Here is a 21,279-nt window from a genome sequence, read left to right as displayed (position 1 = left end):
TGTATTCAAAGAAGCTATAGTAATAAAAAAGCATGTTTGGACATAACATGCTTTTTTCATTAATTATGAAATATTTATAATTTTTTCGATAGATATGAGGTGAATTTTATCTGTGGATTTTATTCTAACTTGATTATTGATAAATTCTGATACAAAACCAAAAACTTCAGTTATTTTATCCTTAGATTGATATTTAATTTTGACTTGTACTTGATTAGTAAATGACTGGTTGAGAAGATGAAGTATAATGTGATGAGATAAAGGCTGTAAGATTTTATCACTATTTTGCTCTTTAACAAATGCATTTTGGGCCTCGGTCAACTCTCCGGTCGCAAATGATCCCCATTTCATCATTCCTCTATCCTGATATGCTCGAATGACTTCATAAGTACTATAAGAACGGTCAACTGACATCTTTATCCTCCTTATTTTGACTTGCTGCATGACCTCCAATAAGTTTATTTCGATAAATCACACGAGATCCTTCGGATAAACTGCTTGCTTTTTGAATGGATAGAAAATCGAATTTTTCTCTGATTTCGTCAATGGCTTTTTGAAGGGATTCTTGCTTTTCGTTGGCTTGATTTTCTTCAACAGTTTCAAATAAGGAAAGTTGTTTGACGGAATTATCAGAGAGTTGATTGCCACTTATTCCTATTTGCCTTACTGCTCCACCTTGATATTTTTCACGAAATAAACGAATTGCGAGGTCTTGCAGTTCTTTTGTATTTTGCGTTGCTTCAATATTGCGTGAAATTTTAATAGAAGAGTGTTCAGAGCTTGCTGCAGCACCCACATAAAGTGAAAGATTGCTTGCCATTTTTCCACCCTTTCTTAGCCTTATCGCTAAGTTTTCAGCCATTTCTTTAATCACAAGTTCTATTTCTTTTTGCTTATGGTAGTCACGGGGTAGAATTTGAGAATTGCTGAAGCTAGAAGATTTAGGAATATATTTTTCCCTTATATTACTTTCATCAATTCCATTTGCATGGAAAAAATGTTGGAGTCCAATTGTGCCTAATTTTTGTTTAAGGAGAAGAGGGTCAGCATTTGCAAGCTCTTTAATAGAACTGATTCCTAACTTGTTCAAACGTTTCTCAGTTCGTTTTCCGATTCCCCAGAAGTCAGTCATCTTAGGAAGAGTCCAGAGCTTACTAGGGACATCTTCATATCGTATTAATGCTCTCATATTCTGATTATGTTTGGCATAGTTATCCATGGCAAGTTTTGCAAGTAGAGGATTATCACCCATCCCTACAGTTACATATAACCCTAACTTATCCAAAATCTCACGTTGTAAATCTAAAGCAATCAGATTCATTTGCTCATATCGGTTTCTAATATCAGGATAGAAGAAGTTAAGAGACTCTGTGATATCTAAAAATGATTCATCAATTGAGTAAGAGTGAATTTCTTCAATTGATGTGTAATTGGTTAGAATTTCAGTAACTTTGATTTTATAATCTACATAGAGCTGCATTTGAGGCGGAACAAGCCATGTTCGTTTTGCCCAAGATTCGATGAAAGCGACATACTGCAAAGTTGGTTCAGTCCGTTGTCCGTAAATGTCCGTATGTGTTCGATACCATTGTGGGAAATTGAATTTTCTTGTTTCAATAATAAAGGGTAAATCACTGGCACGACTTATGTTTTTCATTCCAAAGATTTTTTTAAAAGTAGGACTAGAGGCAAGCGTTAAACCTTTAGTGTTATCTGCACGACTCATGACGCAAAGAGAAGTTGTCAAAGGATCAAGGTTTCGTTGAACACACTCAATAGAGGCGTAATTTGATTTGACATCTTCAAAAAGGATAGCTCTACGAGGTTCAAGTGAGTAGTCAAAAAAGTTATTTAATTTATGTTTATCCATCTCTCCCCTTCAGTAACATATTTAATACAAAACATCTGTTTATCTGATATTATACTCTAAAAAAAACCATTAATCAATGGATAATATCAGAAAAAATAGTAAAAAGATAAAAAACATCTCAGTTTGTTCCTTCCCCCAAAAAAAGAGCTTATTTTCTGCTATAGTTAGATTTAGAGAAGGGCAAAGAAGTTCTGTATTTGATTCATTATTTAAAAAATATCTATCAAAATTTTGAATATATTTAATTAGTTCAAATATGCAAATATTACTGGTCCTCTTTGTAGCAATGAATTTAAAGAAATCATAATAAAATTTAATGGGTAGAATTTAAAATAAATTAAAAAATATTGTTAAAAAAGAAAATTTATAAAATAAAAAACCACTAAAAAAAATAGTGGTTTTTACTTATTTTTATATTTTTAATTATTTAAGACAAAATTCATAAAATACGCAATCGTCCCATCCTTTGTTATCAAAGCTCTTGAGATTGGTTCTCCCGCGAAATACAAATTGATGTTTTTCATAAAGTTTCTGTGCAGGTGTATTTTTAAAATTAGTATCTAATCTGATAGTTACCATACTATTACTTTTGCTAAATTCTTTTATAAAGTTGATCATAGTACTTGCAATTCCTTGATTTAATTTTTTAGGATCTATAATTAAAGTATGGATTACCAAGATTTGATTAGGACCAAGCTCTGGAGTGCCCCAGGTAATATTTTCATACTCTTTATCTGATTGATTATTTAGGATCACAGTTCCTGAAACAATATCATTTGAATCATAACAAACAAAGAGCTGAGATAAGTCAATTGCTTTTAGAGCTGTATCAATTGAGGGATAAATATTTTTTATCCAACTCGTTTGTTTTTCATCAATCAATGGTAAAGAATTATCATAGAATGTAGCAACTGCGGGTTTATCTTGCTCTGTAGCAAGGCGTACAAAGTATTTCATCTTATATTCTCCTATTTTGAGGTTGGAAAATTATAGCATAAAAAAGCATGAATGTAAACCTTTTCTTTGGTTTTTATCTGGGATTTTCGTATATGTTATCAAAGTGGTATAATGCATGTTTTATATGTTATGCATTTCGTGTTGTTCTTAAGTATTGTTTAACAAACATTTAAGGGGTATAGTTTTTTTGTATAACTAAAAAAGTCAGTTTTTTTCATAATTGGTATTGTTTTGATGTAATGTATATGGTACAATGCTCTTTGTGTGTGTAATTTGAAAAAAATAAAGGAAAAAATAAAAATGAAAATAAAAAAAATTATCATAGCAGCCACCACTTTTGCAATAGTTTTTAGTACGTGTATTGGTATTAAATCATTAGCGGATAATTATTGGACTGGACATGGAGAAATTCAGACAATTAACAACAATATTGATACACTATCAAATCGGGTTAAAAGTAAAAATCAAGTAATTTCTGATTTAAATCAGACCATAGCAAACTTAAAAAGTTCAGTTGATTCACAAAGTTCACAAGTCAATTCTTTGCAAACTCAATTAACGCAAGCTAATGTTGACAAACAAAATGAAATTAATGCAAAGATAAATGAAATCAATACAAAAATTGCAGAAGGAAATCAAAAAGTAGCTGATAAACAAAAAGAGGTTGATACAGCAAACCAAATAATTTCTCAATTAAACCAACAACTTAATGATTTAAGGCAAAAGTCTGGACAGGACAATGATCAAGCATTGCGAGAAGTTCAAGATACTCGAGCAAAATCTGATCAGGCTGTAAAAGATTCACAATAAATAAAAAAACCTGACTTAGGTCAGGTTTTTTTATATAAATAAGTATAAATATTTAAATTTCTGTTTTCAAACTTTTATTTAAAGTAAGTAATTGCGAGAGAAGTAAGTCATAATTAATATTCTCGTTGCAAGAAACTAAACTGTCACCAATTTCAAGAGATATAGAAGGTAATTCCTTTTTAACTTGTGCTCCCTTATCTGTGAGAAATAACTCAACACTTCTTTCATCTTTATCAGAACGTTTTCTTATAATGTATCCTTTTGCTTCCAATCTTTTTAGCAGAGGGCTTAATGTACCAGAATCTAAAGAGAGTTCATCGCCTAATTTATTTATTGTCATCTTGTTTTCAATTGCTAACATAGCGATAAATCCAGTATAAGTAAGCGAATATCTATTTAAATAAGAATTATATTTTTTTATGATTTCCTTTGAAGCAATGTATAATTGAAAACATAATTCCTTGCTAAGAATATTGTCTGTCATATTTTCTCCTATCATTTCATTATATCTGAATCTATATATTTGTCAAACGTAATTGCATTTAGTACAATTATATTGTAAACAACTTAAAAAGGGGATTTCAATGAAAAAAATATTTTCTACAAAAATGATAAATACTGGCGGTCGAAATGGCGAAGTCCATTCTCCAGATAAAAGTTTTAATTTAGATATTGTTGCACCAGGCAGAAAGGTTGAAGGAGCAACAAATCCAGAGCAATTATTTGCTGCAGGATATAGCGCTTGTTTTAATAGTGCTTTAGACTATATTAAGAAATCAAAAAATATAGAGGGTGAATCAACTATTGAAGTTACAGTTTCTCTCTATAATCTAAGTCAAAATGAAATTCCAGATGTAATATTAGGAGTTGATATTACAGGACATATCGAAGGAGTGGGTACTGAAGAAACAGAAGAACTCTTGAAACTAACACATAAAACTTGCCCATATTCCCGGGCTACTCAAGGTAATATTGAAGTAACAATAAAGGCTATCTAAAAGATTTTTCTAAAATCAGTTTTCCAAGATTAAACTTTTTACCAAGTTTAGGGAGCGCAAAACTCTTATTATTTTTTGTTTTGATGATATATTGAAAATAAAAGATAACAATAATTAATGCAGGATTTAAAATACAAAAATCAGCGAGGAGCTTATTAAGAATTTTAAAAAAAAAGCCAATAACAAAAATATTGGTTTTTTATTTTAAAAAAATTCAGAATAGGTGTTTTCATCTCAAGTGCAAGAAGAAATAAGAAAATAGATAAGTAGTTGAAATGTGAGTTCAAAAAAGGAGATGATTGTTGAAAAATTATAAAGATATACATTAAATGAAGTAACGTTTCCAACCTTTGATGGATTAATAAAACAGAGAGAAGGGGTAAAATATAAATGAAATATGATATAATTTAAGTTGTGTTTTAATTTGACCTCATTGAGTAAAAATTAGAGAAATCGAGAAGTTTATGAAGTAATCTTTAGGGATTTTGAAGTACAGAACTTTTGATATCAATGGTTTAGAAGCTAAAAAAATAAAAGGAAAAGTAATGGCGCAATTATATTTCAAATATGGGACGATGAATTCAGGAAAATCAATTGAGATTTTGAAAGTGGCTCATAATTACGAGGAACAGGGGAAGCCTGTTTTATTAATGACTTCTAGTCTGGATACACGCGCAGGGGTTGGGACAGTTGCTAGTCGAATCGGGATGAAAGCTGAAGCTGTCGCAATTGATGAGGAAATGTCTGTTTTTGATTATGTGAACAGCCTGTCTGCTAAACCTTTTTGTGTGCTGATTGATGAGGCACAATTTTTAAATAAAAAACATGTCTATGATTTTGCTCGTGTTGTGGATGAACTAAATGTTCCAGTCATGGCTTTTGGTTTGAAAAATGATTTTCGTAATGAGCTTTTTGAAGGCTCAAAATATTTACTTTTGCTTGCAGATAAAATCGAAGAAATTAAAACGATTTGTTGGTATTGTAGTAAAAAGGCAACAATGGTGATTCGGACAATTGATGGAAAACCAGTTTATGAAGGTGAACAGTTGCAAATTGGTGGAAACGAAACCTATATTCCTGTTTGTCGTAAACATTATTTTAAGCCAGAAATTTAAAAAATAAGTTTAGAATTTTACACGGACAGACTTTATATCAAGAGGGAGGAACTCGATGTTTTATCATTTTAAAGGAACGATTACTGGTGAGGATTATCAAAGAATTCTTGGTCAAATGACCAAGCGGATGATGCTTGTTTTTTCAGGAATTATGCTTATTTTTTTGGTTATTAATTTATTTATGAGTAAGGGGCAGTGGCTTTGGCCGGTTGTTTCTGCTTTGCTTGTTCTTGTTTTAGGAAATCTTTTTTTACATTGGCAATTGAAAAGTCGTTTTTTGAAAAATTTTAAGCCACAAGAACTTGATATGTATGTGACAGAGGAACAAATTAAAGCTCAAATGAATGTACGTAATGTTGAAATTTTTTCAGATCGTGTGCACTTTTTTCAAGGTAGAAATCAAGTGATGATTTTTAAAAAAGACATGCTGCAAGATGTGACACAATGGGATTCATTTGTCAATATGGCCAAAAATTTACCATTAAAAACTAAAAAATAATTAAAGGAAATAGAGAAATGTTTGATCAGTTAGAATCAATAGTTGGAAGATATGAAGAATTGGGTGAGTTATTGTCTGACCCTGAGGTGGTTTCGGATACGAAGCGTTTTATGGAATTATCGCGTGAAGAAGCAGATTTACGTGATAAAGTAGCGACTTATAATGAATACAAAAAAGTTCTTGAAACAATTTCTGATAGTGAAGAAATGCTTGGCGAAGGTGGACTTGATGATGACATGAAAGAAATGCTCAAAGAAGAACTTTCATCAGCAAAATCACAAAAAGAGCTTTTGGAAGAAGAAATCAAAATTTTGCTTTTGCCAAAAGACCCAAATGATGGAAAAAATATTATTTTAGAAATTCGTGGAGCTGCTGGTGGTGATGAAGCTGCACTTTTTGCTGGTGATTTGTTGAATATGTACCAACATTTTTCTGAATCACAAGGTTGGAAGTTTGAAATTATGGAAGCAAACATCACCGGAATTGGTGGGTATAAAGAGGTTTCAGCTTTAATTTCTGGTCCATCTGTTTATTCAAAATTGAAATATGAATCTGGTGCTCACCGAGTACAACGTGTTCCTGTAACCGAAACACAAGGGCGGGTCCATACATCAACGGCTACTGTTCTTGTTATGCCTGAGGTTGAAGAATTTGAGATGACAATCGACCAAAAAGATTTACGTGTAGATATTTACCACGCCTCTGGTGCTGGTGGACAGAATGTCAATAAGGTTGCTACTGCGGTACGTATGGTCCATTTACCAACTGGGATTAAAGTGGAAATGCAAGAAGAACGGACGCAACAAAAAAATCGGGATAAAGCTATTAAATTGTTGAATACAAAAGTCTTTGATTACTATCAACAAATTGAATTGGATAAGCAAAATGCAGAACGTAAATCAACTGTCGGAACTGGGGATCGTTCTGAGCGGATTAGAACTTACAATTTCCCACAAAACCGTGTGACTGATCACCGGATTGGCTTAACTTTACAAAAGTTGGATAGTATTTTATCTGGGAAAATGGATGAAGTGATTGATGCTTTGATTGTCTATGACCAAACTAAAAAATTAGAAGAATTAAATAAATAATGGATTTTGAATTTGAAGATTTTGTTATTCGAGAAGTGGGACATGAAAATAGGAAAATGCAAACTTCAAAAAAGGTGAATAATGTTTCAACAGAGGTGACTATTTTTAAGGTTAAAGGCTTTGATTTATCTTTTGATTTACTTTATTGTAGGGGTGAAAATGGAGATGTTTGGGTAGTTGCGGAAAAGATAGAGTCTCTTTCTAAACATTTGCACCGAGCGCAAAGAACTCGGATGTCAATTGAAAATTATAAAGAAAAGCAATATTGTCGACTTTGGCAAGAAGTAAAAAAAGATGAAGACTGGAGTCGGACCAAGAAAAGTTTACCTTTGTCTGAATTGGGAAAATACAGTAAAAATCCTTTACGTCAATCTTTCTCAGAACTTGGAGCAAAACTTGGAACTTTAGAAGAGTTGGTTTCCGAAACGAATCAAAATCGAAAGCAGTATGCTTTGCTTTTTCCAGCTCAAGAAGTAAAAATCCCTTTATGTGCTTATCTTTTAACTCGAATTTCGCCTCTTATTTAGCAGAGAATCTTGTAAAATAATGATTACTTATAAAAATTATTAGTAGTGAGGAACTTATTTTGATGAATGATGAAACAATCATGAATCCAACGATTGAAAAAATGTTGCTCCACGCATCAGTTCGTGATTTTAAAGCAGAGCCTTTGTCAGCTGATGTCAAGGAGTTGTTGCTAAAAGCTGCACAGTCTGGAGCTTCATCTAATTTTCTACAAGCTTATTCAATCATTGAGATAGCGGATAATGATTTACGTCGTGAACTGGCTAAGATATCAGGTTCAGATGATTATGTGAATCAAACAGGTGTTTTTTATATATTTGTGGCTGACTGGTATCGACAAGCTCAGATTTTACGGACAGAAAATAAGGATGTGAAGGCTCTCCAGAATATGGAAGCATTGACGGTTGCCATTGTTGATACTACAATTGCTGCACAGAATATGGCGATAGCTGCAGAATCTATGGGGCTTGGAATTTGTTATATTGGTGGAATTCGTAATGATATTGCTAAAGTGGCAGATTTACTGGATTTACCAGAATTGACTGTTCCACTTTTTGGTCTTACAATTGGGATGCCAAAAACACGAAATGAAGTTAAACCACGTTTACCAAGAACAAATATTTTGTCAGTTAATGCTTATAATCGTGTGGCAGTGAGTGATTTACAGGATTATAATGAACAAACTTCAGCTTACTATGCCAATCGGAGTCATCATCAAAAGTCTACTGATTGGACGCAGGAAATGAGCAATTTTCTGACAAATCCACGGCGTGAGGATGTTGCCAAATTTTTGAAAAAGCAAGGATTTACATTAAACTGAAAAGTTGATTAAGCCTGATTTTATTGGGCTTTTTTGCTATACTTGGAAGAGTAATTTAAAAAGATATTAGAAAAATAATTAATATTGGAAAGTAGAAAAAGAAAAATGCTTTGGATTGAAGCTGTGCGAACTTTGTCAGCAGATTTAGAAGACCCTTTTGAGTTGGAATTTGTCTGGCGAAATTTACATGAACTTGATAAATTATCTTGGTTGAATTTAATGCGAGAAAAAATTACTGACCAAGAATTAAAATTACTGACAGAAGTGTCAGAACGTCTTCATCAAAAAGAGCCTCCACAATATATAGTGGGTTGGGCAGAATTCCGTGATTTGAAATTGAAGGTCGATGAGCGTGTTTTGATTCCTCGTCCTGAAACTGAAGAATTAGTGGAAATGATTTTGGCTGAAAATGAGAATGATTCCCTCAAAATTTTAGATATTGGAACAGGGTCAGGAGCGATTGCCATTTCTCTAGCTCAAGCGCGTGAAAATTGGTCAGTAAAAGCTTCTGATATTTCTAAAGAGGCACTAACTTTAGCAGCTGAAAATGCTGAAATAAATCAGGCTAATTTGGAATTCGTTCAATCAGATGTACTAGATAAAATTACTGACAGCTTTGATATTATCGTTTCTAATCCGCCATATATTGCTTTTGATGAAACTTACGAAATGGATAATTCTGTCATTAAATATGAACCTGATTTAGCGCTTTTTGCGGAAAATCAGGGATTAGCAATTTATCAAAAAATTGCTGACCAAGCGGTCAACCATCTGACTGATAATGGAAAAATTTATTTGGAAATTGGCTATAAGCAAGGACAAGCTGTCCAAGCTATGTTTCAAGAAAAATTTACTGACAAGCTTGTTAGTATTCATCAGGATATATTTGGAAAAGATCGAATGATTAATATCAAATGATAAAAGCTACAGTTGGTATATTTAAGGAGAAAAATGAATTCTTTAATTTTTGAACAAGTATTTCAGCAAAAAGAAGATTTTTTACCAATATTATTATTAGCTGATGATGGACCACATTTAGAAAATTATCTGGAAAATGGTGATTTATTTACTCTGTCATTAAAAAATGGCAAGACCGTTGCCTGTGCTGTAGTCATAAAAAAACAAAAAAATACTTTTGAAATTGAGAATTTCGCGGTAGAAACTAGTTTTCAAGGACAAGGATTCGGTCAGCAAATGATGAAACAACTCATCACATATTTGAAAGAAAATTTAGCAGCTGATGAGCTAATTCTTGGAACAGATGATGTTTCAAACAATGTAGCTTTCTATGAAAAATGCGGCTTCACAATTACTCATAAAATTTCCAATTATTTTCTTGATAATTATGATCATCCTATTTTTGAAGGAAAAGTTCAGTTAAAAGATAAAATATATTTAAGAAAGAAGTTAAAATGAAAGTTGAAAATGATTTACGAACAATGTCCTCTTTTTTGCAAGTGCAATTAAAAGATATCAAAACTTTGGTTGAGTCAAACAAGATAGACCAAGCTAAAGAAAATTTGAAGTTTGTGCAAGGGGGACTCAATAATTTTGCTAATGAACTTGAAAAAGTCGAAGGTGGATTTTATGGTATTATTGGTTTTCTCTTTCGTCGTCCCTACAAAGTACCAGATGATTTGAAAAATATCAGAGAAAATCTTTTTATTGAAGCAAAAACATTACAAAAAGAACTAGACAAGCAGTCAGAAAAAGAGAATAATAATAAAAATCGTTTATCAGCTAGAGCTATCAAAGCACTAAAATCTGGTCAGTTAGCTATTTTACCAACAGAAACAGTTTACGGTCTCTTTGCAGATGCGATGAATGAAGAAGCAGTCCAAAAACTCTATTCAGTTAAAGGACGTCCAACAGAAAAAGCTTTAAATATGAATATTTCAAGCTTTGAAGATATTTTAAAATATTCAATCAATCAACCAGTTTATCTCCAAAAAATTGTGGAAGCCTTTCTTCCTGGACCTCTAACCATTATTTTAGAGGCATCTAAAGATGTTCCTGAATGGATTCATATTGGAAAAAGTACTGTTGGTTTTAGAATGCCAAATATTGCAGTAACCCAAAAAATTATCAAAGAAGTCGGTGTTTTGGTCGGACCTTCTGCCAATTTAAGTGGTTCTAAAAGTCCAAGTTTCTTTGCCGATTTAAGTCCTGAAATTTTAGAAAATGCCGCAGTCGCTGTTCAAGATGATAGTATCTATGGACTAGATACAACAATCATCGATTTGACGCAAGAAAAACCAAAATTACTGCGTCAAGGAGCCGTTACTAAAGAAGAATTACTTAAAAAAGTTCCTGAACTTGGTCAAATTGAATAAAATAAGCTGAGAAAAAGTAATCTAAAAATTTCCGAACATTCTTTGGCAATGATGAGATTTACAAGCCAACTTATTTCAAAAAAGAGCCTTTAGCCGATATAATAGTTTTAGAGTTGAAAGTTTGCTTGCGAAAGTAAACTAAAATTAACTGATTAAGTTTATAGCGCTAATGACTATAAAATTCTACTTATATTTTTTAAAATATCCCAAAAGACATACAAGGAGAACCAATGATTTTTGATAAAGAAGATTTTGAAAGTTTTGACCCAGAATTGTGGGCAGCCATTCATGCTGAGGAAATTCGTCAGCAACAAAATATTGAATTAATTGCTTCAGAAAATATTGTTTCAAAAGCAGTTATGGCAGCACAAGGTTCTGTTTTGACAAATAAATATGCCGAAGGTTATCCTGGGAAACGTTATTATGGAGGAACAGAAGCGGTTGATGTTGTAGAAAATTTGGCTATTGAACGAGCAAAAGAACTTTTCGGCGCAAAATTTGCCAATGTTCAACCTCACTCAGGTTCTCAAGCCAATGCGGCAGCTTATATGGCATTAATTCAACCTGGAGACACAGTCTTAGGAATGGATTTAAATGCTGGCGGTCACTTGACTCATGGGGCTTCAGTCAATTTTTCAGGAAAAACTTATCATTTTGTTCCTTATGGAGTTAATTCTGAAACTGAGCTTTTAGATTATGATGAAATTTTAAAAATTGCTAAAGAAGTTCAACCTAAACTGATTGTTGCTGGCGCTTCTGCCTATTCACGCCTGATTGATTTTGCTAAGTTCCGTGAAATTGCTGATAGCGTTGGAGCAAAATTAATGGTTGATATGGCTCATATTGCTGGATTGGTAGCGACTGGTGCGCATCCTAATCCACTTCCTTATGCTGATGTCGTTACAACAACAACACATAAAACCCTTCGTGGCCCTCGTGGTGGAATGATTTTGACTAACGATGAAGCTTTGGCCAAGAAAATTAACTCTGCAATCTTCCCTGGAACTCAAGGTGGGCCTTTAGAACATGTCATTGCAGCAAAAGCAGTAGCTTTTAAAGAAGCACTTGACCCAGAATTCACGATCTATATTGAACAAGTCATTAAAAATACGCAAGCAATGGCTGAGGAATTTGCTAAAGTGGAAGGCTTACGATTGATAGCTGGTGGTTCAGATAATCATTTGCTTAATCTTAAAGTTTTAGACTTAGGAATTAATGGGAAAGAAGCTCAAGATTTATTGGATAGTGTTCACATCACACTCAATAAAGAAGCAATTCCTGATGAAACATTATCACCATTTAAAACTTCAGGTGTGCGAATTGGAGCAGCAGCGATTACTTCAAGAGGATTTAAAGAAATTGAAGCGAAAAAAGTTGCACAATTGGTCTCAGAAGCTTTGGTTAATCACGATAATCAAGAAAAACTTGCGGAAGTTAGGAAAGCAGCTTTAGAACTGACTCGTCAATTTCCCTTATAATATCAAAAAATTAGACAAAGAAAATTTGTCTAATTTTTTAATGTTAAGCTAAATTTAAAAGAGAAGTGTTATAATAGAACTTATATAAAAAATGACTGCAAAAAAAATAATGATATGTGCTAGTAAAGAATAAGAGCAGTCAGAAAATTTAGGTAAGTGAAATGTTTAAAAAATTAATTGGATTAATAGTACTGATACTTCTTGTATTCAGTGGTTTTTATGTTTACCGGATGCATGAAAATGTGAAACACGTAATGTCTTATGAGGCAGAAGTCGAAAAAACCCTTGAAGCACAAGGCTTGAGTGGTGATACAAAGTTGGCTTTGGCAATTATTTATACAGAAACTAAAGGAAAACAAGTTGATATTATGCAATCAAGTGAAAGCTTGAATGGCACAACAAATACTTTCTCAACAGAACAAGAAAGTATTAAACAAGGTATTTCTAATTTGTCAAAAGTTTTAGAATATGCTTCACAAAAAAAGGTTGACGCTTGGGCAGGAGTTCAGGCTTATAACTATGGGAAGGCCTATGTTGATTACATAGCTGCTCATGGTGGAAAGAACACAATCGCTCTTTCTAAGGATTATTCTCGTGATGTCGTTGCGCCAAGTTTAGGAAATACAACAGGTGAAACTTATTATCATTTGACTCTGGATTCATTGATTTATAATAAAGGAAAACTCTACTCTAATGGTGGGAATATTTTTTATGCCAAAGAGGTTGAATGGAACATGCTCTTACTTGATTTATTAAATTGGTAAATTACTGTTAAGGCAGAAAAACACAGTTGACTGTGCTTTTTTGTCGAACAGTATTTTTTTATATTTGAATTATCAGAAAATTATACTATAATAGTGATTAATAAATAATTTGAGGAAGTGAAATCGATGATTTATAATTTTGGCGCAGGACCCAGTGTACTTCCAAAGGAAGTCTTGAAGAAGGTTAAAGAAGAACTGTTAGACTTTGAAAAAAGTGGTATGTCAGTGATGGAAATTTCGCATCGCTCCAAGGCTTTCCAAAAAGTAATTGATGAGGCTGAGAACGATTTGCGTGATTTGATGTCGATTCCTCAAAACTATAAAATTTTGTTTTTACAAGGGGGAGCTTCCAGTCAATTTTCAATGGTTCCAATGAATTTGGCAATTGGCAAAAAGGCTTATTACAATATTTCGGGCGCCTTTGGTGAAAAGGCTTATGATGAAGCGGTGAAATTGAGTCATTTCCTTGATTTAATACCGATTAGTTTGGGCTCAACTAAAAAAGATAATTATAATCATCTATTGAAAATTGATAAATCTAAAATTGATGAAAAAAATGGGGCCTATCTCCATTTGACAACGAATAATACGATTGAAGGAACAAGTATTTTTCCTGAAAATTTGCCTGAGTTTGCAAGCCTTCCTTTGGTTGCTGATATGAGTTCAAATATTTTGGCGGTTGATTATGATGTGAGTAAATTTGGCTTAATTTACGCTGGAGCTCAGAAAAATTTAGGTATTGCTGGTTTAACCATTGTCATTATTCGTGAAGACTTACTGAATGAAGCTGAAAGCCTCTCATCAATGATGGATTATAAGATTTTGGCTAAAAATGGGTCGATGTACAATACCCCGCCGACTTTTGCTATTTATGTGGCCGGGCTGGTTTTCAAATGGGTAAAAGCACAAGGTGGTGTAAAAAAACTCGAAGAAATGAATCAGAGAAAAGCTCAATTGTTGTATGATTTAATTGACCAATCTGACTTTTATCAGAACCCAATCAAAAATAAAGATGAGCGGTCGATTTGCAATGTTGTTTTTACAAGTCCAAGCCAAGAATTGGATGAGCTATTCACCCAAAAAGCTGAAGAAAAAGGTTTCAAATCACTCAAAGGTCATCGTTCCGTGGGAGGAATGAGAGCAAGTATTTACAACGCTTTTCCTTTAGAGGGGGTTGTTGAATTAGTGAAATTTATGAAAGAATTTGAAGAGGAATATAAATGACTTATCATATCCAAACAATTGGAAATAATATCGACCAAATCGCACTAGATGAAATTGGCGAAGGCTTTCTTGTTAATCAAGTGTCAGAAGCTGAATCTGACGCATTTATTTGTCGGGCTCAGCCTTTCCACGATTATGAGTTTTCCAAAGCGCTTTTGGCGATTGGACGTGCTGGTGCTGGTTTTAATAATATTCCGATAGAAAAGTGTGCCAGTAAAGGGATTGTAGTCTTTAATGCGCCTGGTGGGAATGCCAATGCGGTTAAAGAATTAGTTTTGTCAATGATGATTTTTGGAACGCGTAATTTAAAACCAGCAAACAAATGGTTGACTGGTCAAAAAGGCGATGATAAAGTCATTGATGGGGTGGTTGAACATGGGAAAAAGGCATTTTCTGGTTCTGAAATTTCAGGAAAAACTTTAGGGGTAATTGGCCTTGGAAATATTGGTTCAAAAGTTGCCAATGATGCACAGCGTTTAGGAATGAAAGTTATTGGTTATGACCCATATCTTTCAATTGAGCATGCTTGGAATTTATCGCATCATGTTAAAAGAGTGAATGATTTAGCTGAGATTTTTGAGAAGGCAGATTATATCACGGTTCATACGCCAGCAACGGATGAAACAAGAGAGATGTTAAATTGGAAAAATTTATCTAAGTGTAAAAAGGGAGTGATTTTGCTCAATTATGCACGAGATGAGATTACGGATAAAGAAGCAGTGCTTAAAGCGATTGATGAGGGAATTGTCCGCTTTTTTGGAACGGATTTTGGATCTGAAAAATTTTATCATCATCCACAAGTTTTTTTAACTCCTCATTTAGGCGGCTCAACGGTGGAAGCGAGTTTAAATTGCACAAGAATGGCTCTTGATTCTGTTCAAACTTATTTGAAAACTGGCGAAATTATTAATTCAGTCAATTTTCCACGTGTTTTGCAAGAGTTGAATACCCCTTATCGTGTGACCTTAATCAATAAAAATGTGCCTAATGTTGTGGCTCAAATTTCACTTGCGGTGGCAGCAGAAAATATTAATATTGCTAATATTGTTAATCGTGGTCAAGGAGATTTTGCCTATACTTTACTTGATTTGGATGAAAAAGATGAAGGAAAGTTGGCGGCTTTAGTTTCACGTTTTGAGGCTGCTGATAATATTATTCGTGTTCGCTTAATTGAAAACCAGAGTTTAGTTTAAAAAACGAATGGAAAAGGAAGAAAATGGCTGCAAAAGGATTACTTGTGATGGATGTGGATAGCACATTGATTGAAGAAGAGGTCATTGATCTCTTAGGGAAAAAAGCGGGTATGGGTGATAAGATTTCAGAAATTACGGCTGCCGCCATGTCTGGCGAAATTGATTTTAAGGAATCTTTGAGAGAAAGGGTGGCTTTGCTTTCTGGTTTGCCCACAACTATTTTTGACGATGTTTACAAAGAAATTCATTTAACTAAGGGTGCAACGGGATTAATTGAAACTTTGCATGCGAAAGGCTGGAAAGTTGGCCTTGTTTCTGGTGGTTTTCATGAAATAGTGGATAAAATCGCAAGAGATTTAAAAATAGATTATGTTTTTGCAAATCGTTTGTCTGTGGAAAATGGCCATTTGACTGGAAAAACTCATGGGACAGTTGTGGATAAAGATTTCAAAGTTGATAGGCTCAAACAATGGGCAAATGAAAATAAGTTGAATTTATCTGAGGTTATTGCTGTAGGTGATGGCGCAAATGATATTCCAATGCTAAATACAGCTGGTATTGGGATTGCCTTTTGTGCAAAACCTGCGGTCAAAGCTGCTGTTTCCTATCATATTGATAAGCGAAATTTACTGACCGTTTTGAAATTTGTGAATAAACTTGCTGATAAGGAATGAAATGTAAATGTAAAAAATTACTGACGGAATTTCCGTCAGTAATTTTTCTATACTCATCTTGGTCGCATTGAACTGACAAGGTTTTTATCAGTATTTTTTAATTTCTAATATTTGATATTGAAGTCTGTGAAATCAGGAAAATTTGCGGGGCTTGATTTGACATCAGTGACTTTAGCAAAGGGTGAAAGACGTCCTTTACTTGATTTTTGCCCACGAACAATGGCAGTGAATTCTTCTAATTTTTTTTCATCCTCTGTTTGCGCGAGTATTTCAACTGTACCGTCATCATTATTCCAAACACGCCCTAAAATGCCCAGTTCACGCGCACTTATGATAACAAAATAACGAAATCCGACGCCCTGAACGCGCCCCGAAACAATCATTTTTACTTTGAACATCTTAAGACCTCCTAGCTTTGCCTTGTTGAAATGATAATAGTTAAAACGTTTTCTTTTATTATAACATAAGCACCAGCAAGATTAGCAAAAATCTGATAAAAGTTTCACTGCTTATGCTTTCCTGTCCCAACCAAAAGGATCTATGTTTTTCACAAGTCACAATCACTCAGTGGGAAATGATTGTTTTTAGATGAAAGAACTAGCTTACAGATATACAACACTTCATTTGATTATCAATGCAATGGATACTGGTAATGTAAAACTTTGTTTCGCCTTACTGGCTATGATATAATTGGAGAATGGAAATCATCAGTTCAAAAGATAATAAAAAAATTAAAGAAGCAAGAAAATTGCTGACAAAAAAATACCGCAAAAATTCATATCTCATCGAAGGCTTTCATTTGTTGGAGGAAGCACTGAAAGCTGGTCGTTCAATAAAACAAATTTTTGTTGAAGAAAATAAACTGACTAAACTGACAGAAATGATTGGGTCTGAAAAATCACTGACAGACTTATCTGTAAATCTGGTCAGTAAAGAAGTGTTGAAATCTTTAGCTGACAGCGAAAGTCCACAAGGATTGATTGCTGAAGTGACAAAAATTGAAGAAGTCATTGATTTTTCAGCAGCAAAATTTTTACTTTTAGAAAACGTACAAGACCCAGGAAATGTAGGGACAATGATTAGAACAGCTGATGCGGCTGGATTTTCGGCTGTTATATTACTTGGCGAAACCGCAGATATTTACAGTCCAAAGGTCATGCGGTCTATGCAAGGCTCAAATTTTCATTTGCCGCTTGTACGAATGGCTAAAGAAGATTGTTTTGCTCAACTTAAAAAAGCCGGCATTTCAATATTGACGACCACGCTGTCAGCAAATTCTGTGTCTTATAAAGTAATCAATGAACCACACTTCGCATTGATTATGGGAAATGAAGGGGCCGGAGTTTCTGACGAAGCCGTTAAAGCTGCTGACAAACTCGTTCATATTGACATGTCAGGGCAAGCAGAATCTTTAAATGTGGCTGTAGCAGCTGGAATTTTGATGTTTTCATTATAAAATTACTGACAGAAATTTTCTCGGTGCTGTCAGTAAAAAATGGAGGTGGGTATGAAGATTTACACTGCAAAAATGGACCGCCCAATGGGTTATGTTCATCATGGAACAACTTATCCAATAAATTACGGATACATTGAAGGAATTATTGCTGGTGATGGCGAAGAACAAGATGTTTATATTTTGTCAAATTTGCCAGAAAATCAAAAAGCCCTGACAAATTTTACTGGCAAGCTCATTGCTATTATCCACAGAAAAGATGATGTCGAAGACAAATGGGTACTAACCAGTCCAACTGAAAATTTCACAAAATCAGAAATTGAACAAGCAATTCATTTTCAAGAACAATATTTTGACAGTGAGATTGAAATGGTCAAATAAATAAAAAATTACTGACAGAAAACCTGTCAGTAATTTTTATCACTTATCTTAACTCAATCAGTTAAAGTGAGCCGCCAAAGTTTCCGCAAAGGCTTCGAGATGAGCTTCGTCTTCATCTTCAGGAGACAAGTCAACACGAACAAGTTCAGCTCCTTTTGTTGCGCCAGTTTTTTCAAATTGCGCTTCAAACATATCGACACAAATACAGAAGTCATCATAGAAAGTATCACCTGACCCGAAACAACCGTAAATTTTACCAGATAAATCAACCTCAGCTAATTCTTCATAAAAATCGACAATTTCGTCAGGTAATTCACCGTCACCGTAAGTGTAAGTTCCAACGATACAAAGATCAGCATCAGCCATCTCATCGGCATCAACAGAAGAACATTCGTCAAGTTCTACTTCAAAACCTAATTCTTCAAGTTTATCAGCGACAATATCGGCACAAGCTTCAGTATTTCCTGTCATACTTGCATATACAATTTTTGCTAATGGCATTTTTTCACTCTCCTATAAGATGCAAGGAGCCATACAATTTAGCGCTCCAAGCTCAGTTAATTGATTAAAGTTCATCTATCTATTATTGAGATAATTCAATTCAATTATATCAAAAAACAAGTGAAATCAAAGCTAAAAACTACGAATTTTATTTGTTGACCTTCTTTTGTGAAAGGAACATGGCTGGAATAGCAATCACAATTAAAACAATTGAAGAGACAAGAAAGCCAAGTTGATAACCATTAAGCGTGACCGCTTTTTCAACAGAAGTTTTTGCTCTTGCAATGACAGTCGGTGTTAAATTGGTGTGCATCGCCGCTAATTGATGTAGTTTAGTTGTCATCTGTCCAGCAATTTCAGACGTCACAACCGCCGTCACAACTGCCGAGATGACGGCTGAACCAAAAGATGAACCAACGTTTTGAATGATTCTTTGTCCTACTGATGCACCAGGAATATCTTGTTTATCTAAACCAATGAAAATATCAGTCATCATTGGCATTTGCAAACCACCAATTCCCATTCCACGAACAAATAAAACCAATCCCAACCAAATCAAATTTGTATTTTCGTGAACAAAAATGAAAGGAATTGTTCCAAGAAGGGAAGTAGCCAGGGAAACAAGTACTACAGGACGAGCTCCCATACGGTCAATCATTTTCCCAATCAAAGGTCGGGTCATCATCATACCAAGCCCTTGGGGAATCAACATTAAACCTGCTTCAACGGCTGTAAAGCCTTTTGTATTTTGAAAGAAAAGTGGCAGTAAAAGCATAGGTCCATTAGAAGCAATTCCAGCTAAAAAGATTCCAATATTCGCTGCAGTGAAGTTTTTAGATTTGAAAAATCTGAGCGGAAGAACAGTATTATTTTTGCGAATGCGATTATAAATTCCGTAAATAACAAACAAGGCTAAGCCAATGATGACAAAAGTAATCATTTGACTATTGAAAAAATTTTTAGCATTAGTTGAACCCTTCATCATTCCATAAATTAACCCCACAGAACCGCTAGCCAAAAGGAGTGTTCCAAACCAATCTAGTTTAGCTTTAGGGTTGAAAGGTTTGAAAGAAGTCAGATAAAAATGATTAAGAAGGACTGCAATAATTACGACCGGAATATTAACATAGAAAATCCAGTGCCAATTTGCTCCAGATACAATTGCACCACCAAGTACTGGCCCGATAATTGGTCCAAGAATAATAGGAGTTGAGACAACAGCCATCAATTGACCAAGTTTATCTGGAGGCGTAATTTGCATTAGCAGGGTTGTCATCAGTAAAGTGATAAAACCAGCTGAAAATCCTTGAACAGCTCGGAAAATGATAAAACTATCAATATTCCAAGCAATTCCAGATAAAAAGCTAAAAAGTCCAAAACTAAGGAGTGACCACTGCATTACTTTTTTTCCATCAATGTGATTGACAACATAACCACAGACAGGGACGGCTACAGCAAGTGCAAGAACGTAGCCTGTAATTGCCCACTGAATCATGTCTAGTGAAGTATGTAAGTCACTTTGAAGTTTGTTGATTGCGATATTGACCATGGTTGAATCAAGCATTGGAGCAATAGCACCAACGACTAAAATCCAAGCATTTCGCGTCAATTCCTTTGGCAATTTTTCTTTTTCATTCTTTTTTGATTTTGCCATCGTTAATCCTTTCTTTCGTCTGAACGAAAACTAAGTTATCGAAACTTAGAAATTATAATTTAAAAATAACATACATTTTGTACCTTAAGTGCAAAATTATTATAAACCTAAGAATAAGTTTTGTCAACAATAAGATTCTTTTTGTATCTAATTTGATTTTTTGGTATTAGATAAAGATGATGTTATAATAGACTTAAGAAACACGAGGTCTCTTATGTTTGAAGAAAAAGAAAAAAAATCACCTAGTCATTCTCGAAGAAGAGGGGATGAACTTAAGAAGGCAATTTATAAAGCGGCAGTTCATATTTTAGAAAATGAAGGCTATGAAAAAGTAACCTTTCAAAATGTTGCAAAAGAAGCCAAAACCACTCGAAGTGTACTTTATCGTTATTGGGATGATGTTTTTGACTTAATTTTTGAAGCTGTCCGTTTCAATATTTCACAAAATCCTGAGTGGAGAGGAAATGTGATAGACCAAGAAATTAACAGTGGGAGCTTGCGGCAAGATTTAATTGAACTTTTAACCTTTATGAGAGAAAATTTTAAACTCTATCCCAAAGGATTTCTGGCCTTCGTTTCATTTATGCAGTCGCAAGGAAAAAATGTTCTTGAATCGACCGTTGGAAATGTCCTTCCAAGTAATCTGATTATTATGGAACGCTTGCTTGCAAGGGCTCAGGAAAGAGGGGAAGCGCGTGAAAAAATTGGGCAAACAGCAAAGCTTTTACCTTTCCAGATGACCCGTTATCATATGCTCCTTGAAGGTCAATCCATGAATGATAAGCAAATTAATGAATTGGTAGATGAAGTTTTACTGCCAATTTATATAAAAAACACCTAGTTATAGGGAAATTTATGGTAAAATAAAGTGTATTTATACTAAATAGACTGTTTTGGATTACAAAAAAATCTGTTCAGTTGAATTAGCATTCAAAGTAA

25 protein-coding genes are annotated in these 21,279 nt (G+C 33.9%); 18 read left to right on the top strand and 7 right to left on the bottom strand.

Going from position 1 to position 21,279, the window contains the following annotated elements; genetic code table 11:
* Positions 1-63 precede the first annotated feature (63 nt).
* The 3 genes from LDP15_RS06825 to LDP15_RS06815 form a co-directional block, all read right to left on the bottom strand.
* Positions 64-444 carry a hypothetical protein gene (locus tag LDP15_RS06825; RefSeq protein ID WP_015425921.1) on the bottom strand — a complete coding sequence of 127 codons (381 nt, stop codon included), beginning with the start codon at positions 442-444 and terminating at the stop codon, positions 64-66.
* A complete protein-coding gene (locus LDP15_RS06820) occupies positions 404-1,870 on the bottom strand; it encodes a Y-family DNA polymerase (RefSeq protein ID WP_225513502.1) in 1,467 nt (488 codons plus the stop codon). Before LDP15_RS06820 ends, LDP15_RS06825 begins: the two co-directional genes overlap by 41 nt.
* Positions 1,871-2,293: 423 nt before the next feature.
* Positions 2,294-2,827: a GNAT family N-acetyltransferase gene (locus LDP15_RS06815; RefSeq protein WP_015425923.1), complete on the bottom strand. Its 534-nt coding sequence runs from the start codon at positions 2,825-2,827 to the stop codon at positions 2,294-2,296.
* 300 nt (positions 2,828-3,127) lie between these two features.
* Here LDP15_RS06815 and LDP15_RS06810 point away from each other — a divergent pair, with 300 nt between their 5' ends.
* A complete protein-coding gene (locus tag LDP15_RS06810; protein WP_015425924.1) occupies positions 3,128-3,637 on the top strand; it encodes a hypothetical protein in 510 nt (169 codons plus the stop codon).
* A gap of 52 nt (positions 3,638-3,689) precedes the next feature.
* On the opposite strand, the gene LDP15_RS06805 is transcribed toward LDP15_RS06810, so the two are convergent.
* Positions 3,690-4,121, bottom strand: coding sequence for a MarR family winged helix-turn-helix transcriptional regulator (locus LDP15_RS06805; RefSeq protein WP_058203189.1), 432 nt, complete (start codon positions 4,119-4,121; stop codon positions 3,690-3,692).
* A gap of 100 nt (positions 4,122-4,221) precedes the next feature.
* Here LDP15_RS06805 and LDP15_RS06800 point away from each other — a divergent pair, with 100 nt between their 5' ends.
* The 14 genes from LDP15_RS06800 to serB all read left to right on the top strand — a co-directional run bounded on the left by LDP15_RS06800 (position 4,222) and on the right by serB (position 16,351).
* Positions 4,222-4,635: an Ohr family peroxiredoxin gene (locus LDP15_RS06800; RefSeq protein ID WP_015425926.1), complete on the top strand. Its 414-nt coding sequence runs from the start codon at positions 4,222-4,224 to the stop codon at positions 4,633-4,635.
* Between the two features lie 545 nt (positions 4,636-5,180).
* Positions 5,181-5,750, top strand: coding sequence for a thymidine kinase (locus tag LDP15_RS06795; RefSeq protein ID WP_012897306.1), 570 nt, complete (start codon positions 5,181-5,183; stop codon positions 5,748-5,750).
* 55 nt (positions 5,751-5,805) lie between these two features.
* Positions 5,806-6,249 (top strand): hypothetical protein, encoded by a 444-nt coding sequence (locus tag LDP15_RS06790; protein ID WP_012897307.1) that lies wholly within the window; start codon positions 5,806-5,808, stop codon positions 6,247-6,249.
* A gap of 17 nt (positions 6,250-6,266) precedes the next feature.
* Positions 6,267-7,340 carry a peptide chain release factor 1 gene (prfA, locus tag LDP15_RS06785; protein WP_003129495.1) on the top strand — a complete coding sequence of 358 codons (1,074 nt, stop codon included), beginning with the start codon at positions 6,267-6,269 and terminating at the stop codon, positions 7,338-7,340.
* A complete protein-coding gene (locus LDP15_RS06780) occupies positions 7,340-7,867 on the top strand; it encodes a hypothetical protein (protein WP_015425927.1) in 528 nt (175 codons plus the stop codon). The genes prfA and LDP15_RS06780 overlap by 1 nt, the downstream gene beginning before the upstream one ends.
* A 62-nt stretch (positions 7,868-7,929) precedes the next feature.
* Positions 7,930-8,685, top strand: a complete 756-nt coding sequence (gene nfsA / locus LDP15_RS06775) for an oxygen-insensitive NADPH nitroreductase (protein ID WP_015425928.1) — start codon at positions 7,930-7,932, stop codon at positions 8,683-8,685.
* A 105-nt stretch (positions 8,686-8,790) separates the two neighbouring features.
* Positions 8,791-9,603 (top strand): peptide chain release factor N(5)-glutamine methyltransferase, encoded by an 813-nt coding sequence (gene prmC, locus LDP15_RS06770; protein ID WP_015425929.1) that lies wholly within the window; start codon positions 8,791-8,793, stop codon positions 9,601-9,603.
* Positions 9,604-9,636: 33 nt separating this feature from the next.
* Positions 9,637-10,101, top strand: coding sequence for a GNAT family N-acetyltransferase (locus tag LDP15_RS06765; protein WP_012897311.1), 465 nt, complete (start codon positions 9,637-9,639; stop codon positions 10,099-10,101).
* A gap of 332 nt (positions 10,102-10,433) precedes the next feature.
* Complete coding sequence (locus tag LDP15_RS06760) at positions 10,434-11,018, top strand: L-threonylcarbamoyladenylate synthase (RefSeq protein ID WP_026138870.1); 585 nt, start codon at positions 10,434-10,436, stop codon at positions 11,016-11,018.
* A 230-nt stretch (positions 11,019-11,248) separates the two neighbouring features.
* Positions 11,249-12,496, top strand: coding sequence for a serine hydroxymethyltransferase (glyA, locus tag LDP15_RS06755; RefSeq protein WP_015425930.1), 1,248 nt, complete (start codon positions 11,249-11,251; stop codon positions 12,494-12,496).
* 161 nt (positions 12,497-12,657) lie between these two features.
* The gene (locus tag LDP15_RS06750; protein WP_015425931.1) at positions 12,658-13,260 is read left to right on the top strand and encodes a lysozyme family protein; all 603 of its coding nucleotides are present in this window, start codon (positions 12,658-12,660) and stop codon (positions 13,258-13,260) included.
* A 126-nt stretch (positions 13,261-13,386) separates the two neighbouring features.
* Positions 13,387-14,484 (top strand): 3-phosphoserine/phosphohydroxythreonine transaminase, encoded by a 1,098-nt coding sequence (serC, locus tag LDP15_RS06745; protein WP_042230120.1) that lies wholly within the window; start codon positions 13,387-13,389, stop codon positions 14,482-14,484.
* Positions 14,481-15,677 (top strand): phosphoglycerate dehydrogenase, encoded by a 1,197-nt coding sequence (locus LDP15_RS06740; protein ID WP_015425933.1) that lies wholly within the window; start codon positions 14,481-14,483, stop codon positions 15,675-15,677. Before serC ends, LDP15_RS06740 begins: the two co-directional genes overlap by 4 nt.
* 23 nt (positions 15,678-15,700) lie before the next feature.
* Entirely contained in the window at positions 15,701-16,351 is a 651-nt protein-coding gene (gene serB / locus LDP15_RS06735) for a phosphoserine phosphatase SerB (protein WP_225513503.1), read from the top strand.
* Between the two features lie 104 nt (positions 16,352-16,455).
* Here serB and LDP15_RS06730 read toward each other — a convergent pair whose 3' ends face one another.
* Positions 16,456-16,749, bottom strand: coding sequence for an acylphosphatase (locus LDP15_RS06730; protein WP_015425935.1), 294 nt, complete (start codon positions 16,747-16,749; stop codon positions 16,456-16,458).
* A 299-nt stretch (positions 16,750-17,048) separates the two neighbouring features.
* Between LDP15_RS06730 and LDP15_RS06725 the strand changes: the two genes are divergently transcribed.
* Complete coding sequence (locus tag LDP15_RS06725; RefSeq protein WP_015425936.1) at positions 17,049-17,807, top strand: RNA methyltransferase; 759 nt, start codon at positions 17,049-17,051, stop codon at positions 17,805-17,807.
* Positions 17,808-17,846: 39 nt separating this feature from the next.
* Positions 17,847-18,185, top strand: coding sequence for an inorganic diphosphatase (locus LDP15_RS06720; RefSeq protein WP_324249846.1), 339 nt, complete (start codon positions 17,847-17,849; stop codon positions 18,183-18,185).
* 57 nt (positions 18,186-18,242) lie between these two features.
* Here LDP15_RS06720 and LDP15_RS06715 read toward each other — a convergent pair whose 3' ends face one another.
* Together LDP15_RS06715 and LDP15_RS06710 are read right to left on the bottom strand one after the other, a co-directional pair.
* On the bottom strand, positions 18,243-18,686 hold the full coding sequence (locus LDP15_RS06715) for a flavodoxin (RefSeq protein WP_003129515.1): 444 nt from the start codon (positions 18,684-18,686) through the stop codon (positions 18,243-18,245).
* A 148-nt stretch (positions 18,687-18,834) separates the two neighbouring features.
* Positions 18,835-20,340 carry an MDR family MFS transporter gene (locus LDP15_RS06710; RefSeq protein WP_015425937.1) on the bottom strand — a complete coding sequence of 502 codons (1,506 nt, stop codon included), beginning with the start codon at positions 20,338-20,340 and terminating at the stop codon, positions 18,835-18,837.
* 214 nt (positions 20,341-20,554) lie between these two features.
* Here LDP15_RS06710 and LDP15_RS06705 point away from each other — a divergent pair, with 214 nt between their 5' ends.
* The gene (locus tag LDP15_RS06705) at positions 20,555-21,181 is read left to right on the top strand and encodes a TetR/AcrR family transcriptional regulator (protein ID WP_015425938.1); all 627 of its coding nucleotides are present in this window, start codon (positions 20,555-20,557) and stop codon (positions 21,179-21,181) included.
* Positions 21,182-21,279 lie beyond the last annotated feature (98 nt).

Origin of the sequence: Lactococcus sp. SK2-659 (assembly GCF_020218185.2) — a bacterium.
Taxonomy (GTDB): Bacteria; Bacillota; Bacilli; order Lactobacillales; family Streptococcaceae; genus Lactococcus; species Lactococcus lactis.
This window is presented reverse-complemented; position numbering and strand designations above follow the sequence as displayed.